Annotated in this window: 6 protein-coding genes; 5 read left to right on the top strand and 1 reads right to left on the bottom strand. The window is 70.6% G+C overall.

Going from position 1 to position 8,198, the window contains the following annotated elements:
- The first annotated feature begins 69 nt into the window (after positions 1–69).
- From ACLML9_RS26340 to ACLML9_RS26325, 4 genes are all read left to right on the top strand, one after another.
- On the top strand, positions 70–1,194 hold the full coding sequence (locus ACLML9_RS26340; protein WP_411948038.1) for a polyprenyl synthetase family protein: 1,125 nt from the start codon (positions 70–72) through the stop codon (positions 1,192–1,194).
- Positions 1,195–1,255: 61 nt separating this feature from the next.
- Positions 1,256–2,857, top strand: coding sequence for a phytoene desaturase family protein (crtI, locus tag ACLML9_RS26335; protein WP_411948037.1), 1,602 nt, complete (start codon positions 1,256–1,258; stop codon positions 2,855–2,857).
- Between the two features lie 59 nt (positions 2,858–2,916).
- On the top strand, positions 2,917–4,596 hold the full coding sequence (locus tag ACLML9_RS26330) for an alpha-(1->6)-mannopyranosyltransferase A (RefSeq protein WP_411948036.1): 1,680 nt from the start codon (positions 2,917–2,919) through the stop codon (positions 4,594–4,596).
- Positions 4,593–5,564, top strand: coding sequence for a phytoene/squalene synthase family protein (locus tag ACLML9_RS26325; protein WP_411948035.1), 972 nt, complete (start codon positions 4,593–4,595; stop codon positions 5,562–5,564). Before ACLML9_RS26330 ends, ACLML9_RS26325 begins: the two co-directional genes overlap by 4 nt.
- A gap of 15 nt (positions 5,565–5,579) precedes the next feature.
- Here the strand turns inward: ACLML9_RS26325 and ACLML9_RS26320 are convergent, their stop codons facing one another.
- Positions 5,580–5,948: an Rv2175c family DNA-binding protein gene (locus tag ACLML9_RS26320; RefSeq protein ID WP_411948034.1), complete on the bottom strand. Its 369-nt coding sequence runs from the start codon at positions 5,946–5,948 to the stop codon at positions 5,580–5,582.
- Between the two features lie 127 nt (positions 5,949–6,075).
- Between ACLML9_RS26320 and pknB the strand changes: the two genes are divergently transcribed.
- Positions 6,076–8,007 carry a Stk1 family PASTA domain-containing Ser/Thr kinase gene (gene pknB / locus ACLML9_RS26315; protein WP_411948033.1) on the top strand — a complete coding sequence of 644 codons (1,932 nt, stop codon included), beginning with the start codon at positions 6,076–6,078 and terminating at the stop codon, positions 8,005–8,007.
- Positions 8,008–8,198: the final 191 nt, after the last annotated feature.

Genomic DNA, 8,198 nt, shown 5'->3' with positions numbered 1-8,198 from the left:
CCCGCGGCTACCGGCGCCCCCGGTTCCGGTAGCCGCTTGCCCACGCAATCGACGATCTGGGAGGTCACCCTGTCTGCCGGAACCGGTAGCCCGACGCGGTCGGGTCCCCTCGCGGCCGTTCCCGGAACGGCGGCGTTCGCCACGGCCGTGGAGCAGGCACTGACCGAATTCTTCGCCGGCCGCCGCGACGCGGTCGCCGAGCTGGGCCCGGTATTCGCCGACAGTGCCGAGGCCCTGGAATCGTTCACCCTGCGCGGCGGTAAGCGCACCCGGCCGGGTTTCGCCTGGATGGGCTGGCTGGGCGCCGGTGGCGATCCCGCGAGTGCCGCGGCGACGGCCGTGCTCCGAGCCTGTTCGGCCCTGGAACTCGTCCAGGCCTGCGCGTTGATCCACGACGACATCATCGACTGCTCCCGCACCCGCCGCCGCTTCCCGACCGTGCACGTGGACTTCGAACAAAGGCATCGGCAGGCACGCTGGGCCGGGGATTCCGCCCACTACGGCGAATCGGTGGCCGTTCTGCTCGGCGATCTGGCGCTGGCCTGGGCCGACGATATGGTGCACGACGCCGGCCTGGACGCGGCGGCGCTGACGCGCTTCGCCCCGGTGTGGGCGCGGATGCGCACCGAGGTACTGGGCGGGCAACTGCTCGATGTGCACGGCGAGGCCAGCGGCGATGAATCGGTGACCGCGGCGCTGCGGATCAATCGCTACAAAACCGCGGCCTACACCGTGGAACGCCCGCTGCATCTCGGCGGAGCGCTCGCCGACGCCGACCCCGGGCTCATCACGGCCTACCGCACCTACGGAACCGATATCGGGATCGCCTTCCAGCTCCGTGACGATCTGCTGGGCGTTTTCGGTGATCCGGCCGTGACCGGTAAACCGTCCGGTGACGATCTGCGCGAAGGCAAACGCACCGTGCTGGTCGCGGAGGCGCTGCAGCGCGCCGCGGAGACGGACCCGGCCGCCGGCGATACCCTCCGTGGCGCGATCGGCACCGACCTGTCGGACGCGCAGGTCGGCGAATTGCGCGCGCTCCTCATCGAACTCGGCGCGGTCGACGCGGTGGAGGCCAGGATCAGCGCACTCACCGAGCAGGCCCTGGGCGCGATCGACGCCAGTCCCGCCACGCCGGAGGCGAAGACCCGGCTCCGCGAGATGGCCTTGGCGGCCACCCGGCGCGCGGCATGACCGGCGGCGGCAGGCCGGACACCGCCCCGGCCGCGCACCGGTACGAGCGGAGGGGCCTGTCGTGAAGTCGGTCCCGGGACCGGTGGAGCACGTGGTCGTGGTCGGTGCGGGGCTGTCCGGGTTGTCGGCCGCGCTGTATCTGACCGGCGCCGGATGTGCGGTGACCCTGGTGGAACGTGCCGACCATGTCGGCGGCCGGGTCGGGCGGTACGGGTTCGCCGACTACGAGATCGATTCCGGCGCGACCGTGCTCACCCTCCCCGGACTCGTCGACGACGCACTGGCCGCGGTGGGTACGGATGCCTCGAGTGCGGTGCCGCCGCTGCGAATCCGGCCGCTGACCCCGGCCTACCACGCCCGTTTCGCGGACGGGTCCGGCCTGCGGGTCTTCTCCGATCCGGAACAGATGAGCGCCGAGGTGGCGCGCGCCTGCGGACCGGAGGAAGCCGTCCGGTACCGGCGGTTGCGGGACTGGCTGGGTCGCGTGTTCCGGGCCGAATACGACGAGTTCCTGGCGACGAACTTCGATTCTCCGCTGGATATGGTGCGGTATCCGGAGAAGCGGGCGGCCCTGCTCCGGCTGGCCGGGCTCGGCGGCTTCGGCCGGTTGGGCACCCGGGTCGCCCGGACACTGCGCGATCCGCGACTGACCCGGCTGTTCACCTTCCAGGCGCTGTATGCGGGGATGGCGCCCGAACAGGCACTCGGCGTGTACGGCGCGATCCCCTATATGGACACTGCCCTCGGCGTCTACTTCCCAGAAGGCGGAATGCGCGCGATCGCCGGAACCCTGGCCGGCGCGTTCACCGCGGCCGGCGGCCGGCTCGAACTCGGCACCGAGGTCACCGGACTCGACTATCGCCGCCGCCGCCGCGGCCCGGCCCGGGCCCGGCGGGTCCTGCTCGCCGACGGCCGCGCCCTGCCCTGCGACGCGGTGGTCCTCACCGCCGATCTCGGTGCGCTGGATCGTTTCGGCGTGCGCCCCCGCCGCGGATTGCGGGCCTCGCCGTCGGCGGTCGTCGCACACGGCACGGTACCCGCCGGTGTTGCCGGGAACTGGCCGGTGCAGGCCCATCACACCATCGACTTCGGCGCCGCCTGGGCCCGGACCTTCGCCGAGATCACGCCGCGGCGCGGCGGCCGGCTCATGAGCGATCCGTCACTGTTGCTCACCCGGCCCGCACTGAGCGATCCCGGGCTGTACCTCACCCGCGGCGCGACCCGGTACGAACCGTTCTCGCTACTCGCCCCCTGCCCCAACCTGGATTCCGCGCCGCTGGACTGGTCCCGCCTGGGTCCCTCCTACCTGCGCGAACTGCTCGGGGTACTGGAGCGGCGCGGGTATCACGGGATCGCCGAACACTTCACCGTCGACCGGCTCGACACGCCCGCGACCTGGCGCGATCAGGGCATGCTCGCCGGAACCCCGTTCTCGGCCGCGCATCTGTTCCGCCAGACCGGCCCCTTCCGTACCCGTAACCTCGTGTCCGGCAAGGAGAACGTGGTCCTGGCCGGATGCGGTACGACGCCCGGCGTCGGTGTGCCGACCGCGCTGCTGTCGGGAAAACTCGCGGCACAGCGCGTTGTGGGCGAGAATCGCGGGGTCCGGACGCGCGCCCCGGCCACCGTCCGGCCGCCTTCCGTGACGGAAGCCGTAAACTGAGCGCCGACCTATTCGCCCGCGGTTGCGACCGCCGACCATCCAGGGGGGAACGACACCAGATGCCAGTCCCCCATATGCACACCACGACCAGCACTGTTCCGGTCGCCGACACCGATCCGGCCGCCTCCGGGCCGTCGCCCGCGCGCACGACAGCGGGTACCGGTCTCGCGCCCGGGTTCTGGAGCCGGGTGCGTATCTGCGGCGACTTCCTGCGCAGCCCGGAAGGTCATGCGGCCCTGCTCGGATTCGCCGGGGCCCTGATGATCACCTTCGGCGGATTCGGCGCCGGCGGCGTCCGCAAACGGGATCCGCTGCTCGAGGCGGTTCACCTGTCCTGGTTGCGGTTCGGCCACGGTTACGCGCTGTCGATGATCTGCGTCTGGGCGGGTGTGCTGATGATGGTGGCGGCCTGGGTCCGCCTGGGCCGGATCACGCTGGGCTTCGTCGGCCATTCCGGTGAGGTGCGGCTCAACGAGCTGCGCGCCATTGTCGGTATCTGGATCGCGCCCCTCATGTTCGCGGTACCCATGTTCAGCCGCGACGCCTACTCCTACCTGGCCCAGGGCGCGCTGCTGCGCGACGGTTTCGATCCGTACCAGGTGGGCCCGGTCGCCAATCCGGGGATCCTGCTCGACAACGTGAGCACGGTCTGGACCACCACCACCGCGCCCTACGGTCCGGCGTTCCTGCTGCTGGGCCGCGCGATCACCGCGGTCACCGGCGACAGCGTGGTCGGCGGCACGATCGCCCTGCGGTTCGTGATGCTGCCCGGCCTGGCCCTGATGATGTGGGCGGTGCCGTACCTGACCAAGCACCTGGGCGGGCGGCCGACCGTCGCCCTGTGGCTGGCGGTGCTCAACCCGCTGGTGCTCATCCACCTCATCGGCGGCGTGCACAACGAGATGCTGATGGTCGGCCTGATGTGCGCCGGGATCGCGCTGGTGCTGGAACGCCATCATGTGGCCGGCATCGTGGTGGTGGCGATCGGGGTCGCGATCAAGGCGACCGCGGGCGTCGCCCTGCCCTTCCTGGTGTGGATCTGGATGCTGCACGAACGCGAACGCCGCGCCGAGGACGGCCAGCGCGCCGCACTGGCCACCAGCAGCCGTGAGTTCCTGGCCCATCACTGGAAGATGTTCGCCAAGATCGCGGGTCTCGGTCTCGCGGTGTTCGCGGCGGTGTTCGTGGCGGCCTCGGCGATCGCCGGGGTCGGGATCGGCTGGCTCACCGCGCTGTCGGGGTCGCGCAAGATCATCAACTGGTTGTCGCTGCCCACCGTCATGGCACACGCCGTCACCTGGGTCACCCCCTTCGGGCTGGATTCGTCCCTCGAGGTGACCCGCATGCTGTGCATGCTCGCCCTGGGGGTGCTGCTGGTGTGGACCTGGTGGCGGTTCAAACTCAGCGAACGCGATGCCGTCCTGGGCATCCTGATCGCCTTCGTCGCCATCGTGATCCTGTCGCCGGCCGCGCTGCCCTGGTACTACTCGTGGCCGCTGGCGCTGGCCGCCGGTTTCGCGCTGTCCACCACCACACTCATGACCCTGGTCGGTGTCTGTACCTGGCTGATGCTGGTGTTCCAGCCCGACGGTTCGATCGGCCTGTACAACTTCTGGCATGTCGCGGCCGCGACCTTCGCCGCCGTGGTCGCCGCGCTCTCGCTGCGCACCGTCGACCCGCTGCGATTGCGCGGTACTCCCCGGGCGGTTCCCGCGCCCGCTGTTTCCGCCGGTCTGTGAACGGCCGCAGTGGGGTGCGGCCCGGCGCGCCGGCCGACGCCGCCACGCTGCGGGACGCCTACGAGCACTGCCGCCGAGTGGCCGCGGCGCACGGACGTTCCTACTATCTGGCGACCCGGCTGCTGTCTGCCGACCGCCGCCCGGCGGTCCACGCACTGTACGGTTTCGCCCGCACGGTCGACGATATCGTCGATGTTCCGCACATCGGCGAACCACGGCGGCCCGTGACCGCACTCGACGCGGTCGAGCGTCGTCTCCGCGCCGCCTGGTCCCAGCCGATCGGCAGCCCGGTGGCGCCGCGCACCGAGCCGGCGCTACCCGCGGCCTTCGATCGGGTCGTCCCCGCGCTCACCGACACCGTCGGCCGGTTCGCCATCGATCCGCGTCACTTCTGGACCTTCCTGGATTCCATGCGGATGGACATCCCCGGCTCACCGCTGTTCCGCAACCGCTACCCCACCATGGCGGCACTGCACGAGTACATGCGTGGCTCGGCCGCCGCCATCGGCCTGCAACTGCTGCCCGTCCTGGGCACCGTCTGCCCGGCGGCCGAGGCCGAACCCGCGGCCGCCGCACTGGGCGATGCCTTCCAGCTCACCAATTTCCTCCGCGATATCGGCGAGGACCTCGACCGGGACCGCATCTATCTCCCGGCCGCCGAGCTCGCCGCATTCGGAGTGGACGAGGCACTGCTGATCGATGGCCGGCGCACCGGTCGTACCGATCGCCGCCTGCGCCGGGCGCTGGCACATCTGATCGCCGTCAACCGCGATCTGTACCGCTGCGCCCGGCCGGGCATCGAGTTGCTGGCCCCCCGGGTGCGGCCCGGTATCCGGACCGCCGCGGCCCTCTACGCGGCCATCCTCGACCGCATCGAGGACAGCGGCTACGCCGTCTTCGCGCAGCGCGCCGTCGTACCGCAGCGCCGGAGATTGCGGCTCGCCGCGCACGCGGCCCTCGGTACCTGAGGGCCGCGTAAACGGTCAGAAGGGCTCGGCGGCGGCGCGGCGCAGCACCTCACGCGCCAGTGGCCCGTGCAGTGCCTCCACCGGTTTACCCGGCAGCGTGTCGTCCTCGGTGAAGAGCCACTCCACAATCTCCTCGTCGGTGTACTTCGCGTCGCGCATCACCGTGACCAGACCGGGCAGGAATCTCAGGATCGCGCCCGTATCGTCGAAGAAGATCTCGGGCACACCGACCACGCCGTCCCGCCGGACGGCCAGCAACTGGTTGTCGCGCAGCATCTGATGCACCCTGGTCACCACGACGCCCAGTTTCTTCGCGACTTCGGGCAGCGCGAGCAGGGATACCGAGGCGGGCAGGACATCGGTACTACAGGGAAAGGCACTCACGGAAGACAACGGTAGACGCTGCCCGCCTCCCTGCCGTGAGACACCCGCGGCGGCGCGGCCGATACCATCGACAGCAGCCGCGCGGGGCGGCCACCGTGGAGGACACGGTTCGAAGGTGGAGAGGTTCGTGACAGCCGGAGGAGAATTGATCGGCGCCGTACTGGATCGGCGCTACCGGATCGACGCGCCGATCGCCCGCGGTGGGATGTCGATGGTGTTCCGCGGGGTCGACACCCGGCTGGGCCGCCAGGTCGCCATCAAGGTGATGGATCCCAAGTTCTCCGGCGACCCCCAGTTCCTGAGCCGCTTCGAATTCGAGGCCCGGGCCGTCGCCGGCCTCAAACACCCCTCCCTGGTCGAGGTCTACGACCAGGGTATTGACGGCGAGTACCCGTTCCTGGTCATGGAGCTGGTCCAGGGCGGCACCCTGCGCGAACTGCTGCGCGAGCGCGGTCCGATGCCGCCGCACGCGGTCCGCGCCGTCGCCGAACCGGTACTGGCCGCGATCGGCGTCGCGCACGCCGCGGGACTGGTGCATCGCGATGTGAAACCGGAGAACGTGCTGATCTCCGATTCCGGCGATGTCAAGATCGCCGATTTCGGCCTGGTACGCGCGGTGGCCGCGGCCAACACCACCTCGGCCAGCGTCATCCTGGGCACCGCGGCCTATCTCTCGCCCGAACAGGTCACCTCCGGCAGCGCCGACGCCCGCAGCGATGTGTACGCGTTCGGCATCCTGATCTTCGAACTGCTCACCGGCCGGGTGCCCTTCACCGGCGACAATTCCCTGTCGGTGGCCTACCAGCGGGTGGAGAACGACGTACCGAGTCCCAGCGAGTTCATCGCCGGGGTCCCGCCCGAATTCGACCGGCTGGTCGCCCGGGCGACCGCCCGGGAACCCGGGCACCGATTCGCCGACGCGGGTGAGATGGTCGCCGAACTGCGGGCCATCGCCGCCCGCCTGGAGCTGCCCGCCTACCGGGTCCCCGCCCCCCAGGACTCGGCCGAACACACCAGTGCCCGCCATCCGGTCACCCCGCCCGTACCCGAACCCGCCGCGGTCGCCGGGCCCCACGCCACCCGGATGGTGACCACGGCCCGCCCCCGGACCGAACCACCCCCGCCCGCCTATATCCCCCCGCAGCAGCCCACCCAGTACAGCGCCTATCAGGAGAGCCGGGCCAACCATCGGCGCAACGGCATGATCTGGGCCGCCGTGGTGGTCGTGCTGACCCTGCTGGTCGGCATCGGCGGCTGGTGGCTCGGCATGGGCCGCTACGCCACCGTCCCGTCCGTCGCCGGTATGACCGTACAGAATGCCACCAGCGAACTGCAGGACGCCGGATTCGAGACCGGCACCCGGGACAAGGCCTCCGATACAGTCCCCGTCGGCGGCGTCGTCGGCACCGATCCGGGTCCGGGCGCCCGCGAGACCAAGGGTTCCACGGTGGATATCCTGATCTCCAGCGGCAAACCCCAGGTTCCCGCGGTGTCCCCCGGCGCGGACTGGGACGAAGTCCAGCAGCTGATCCGCGACCAGGGCCTACAGCCGGTCGACGGCGGCGAAGTCGCCAGTACCGCGCCCGAGGGAACACTGGCCCGTATCGACCCCGGGCCCGGCACCGTCCTGCCCGCCGGCGCCCATGTGCAGATCTGGAAGAGCAACGGATCCAAACCCGTCCAACTACCCGACCTGCGCGCCGATACCCCTGACCAGGCCCGGCAGACGCTCACCGACCTCGGGCTGACGGTCGGCGGCGAACGCCCCGTCTACGACAAACTCGTCGAAGCCGGCCGGGTCATCGGCACCGACCCCGCGGTCGGCACCACCGTCGACGCCGGCTCCTCGGTCACCCTGCTGATCTGCGAAGCCGTCACCATGCCCTCGGTCATGGGGAAGAAGGTCTCCGAAGCCCGGCACACACTGGAATCCCTCGGCCTGACGGTCCAGGTACGTCAGCTGGCCCCACTGGATTCCTCGGCCGTGGTTTCCCAGAACCCCCCGGCCAACGCCAACGTGGAGCCCGGCGCGACCGTCACCATCGTGGCCTTCCCCTGACAGACCACCCTCGGTAGGACAGCTGGCAGCCCTGACAGCGGTCCCCGATGCGTGCGAGCCCACGCGCGGACCTGAACGTCGAATGCCGGCGCAACCGCATGTGTCGAGTTTTACGAGACACCTCAAAGGGTTGAGGCCCGTCTCGCCGTTTCGGCCTCGAAGTGCATGCGCCGCAGGCGCGAGTCTCGAGG

It is taken from the genome of Nocardia sp. NPDC002869 (assembly GCF_046764065.1).
Taxonomy (GTDB): Bacteria; Actinomycetota; Actinomycetes; order Mycobacteriales; family Mycobacteriaceae; genus Nocardia; species Nocardia rhamnosiphila.
This window is presented reverse-complemented; position numbering and strand designations above follow the sequence as displayed.

What these genes read in the sequence shown, in the direction of transcription:
- ACLML9_RS26330 (WP_411948036.1), top strand. Translation starts at nt 2,917, where the DNA reads ATGCCAGTCCCCCATATGCACACCACGACCAGCACTGTTCCGGTCGCC.